Source organism: Bradyrhizobium sp. LeoB3 (assembly GCF_055456055.1).
Genome location: NZ_JBVBEF010000424.1, coordinates 1 through 327, shown reverse-complemented (window position 1 = coordinate 327; position 327 = coordinate 1). Strand labels below are relative to the sequence as shown.

Below are 327 nucleotides of genomic sequence, written 5' to 3'. Positions count from 1 at the left end.
ATTTCCGTGCCGAGCAGGTAGTCTTGGCCGTGTTCCAATTCATGCTCCACCATGCCAAGCGCAAGCTCGACCTTGGGTATCGCGTGTGCCACGACCTTTTCATCGGACGCGAGGCCGAGTTCCGGAAAGACCAGCCGTTCGTGGGTCACGTGATAGATCATGTAGGGGTAGTAGTAAGAGTTGACCGCACTGATCCACTGGTTCATGCGCGCCCGCAGGCGGACGTCGCGCGGCGTCAGCTTTGGCCCTCCGAAGGCTTCGTCGACATAGGAGGCAATCGCGCTGGTCTCGTAGACCGTGAAGTCGCCGTGCCGAAGAATCGGGACC

The 327-nt window shown here is 59.9% G+C and carries 1 protein-coding gene; it reads right to left on the bottom strand.

From position 1 onward, the window contains the following. The coding region (locus ACZXDY_RS46595; protein ID WP_464350118.1) for a glutathione S-transferase family protein at positions 1-327 on the bottom strand (327 nt) is incomplete at both ends.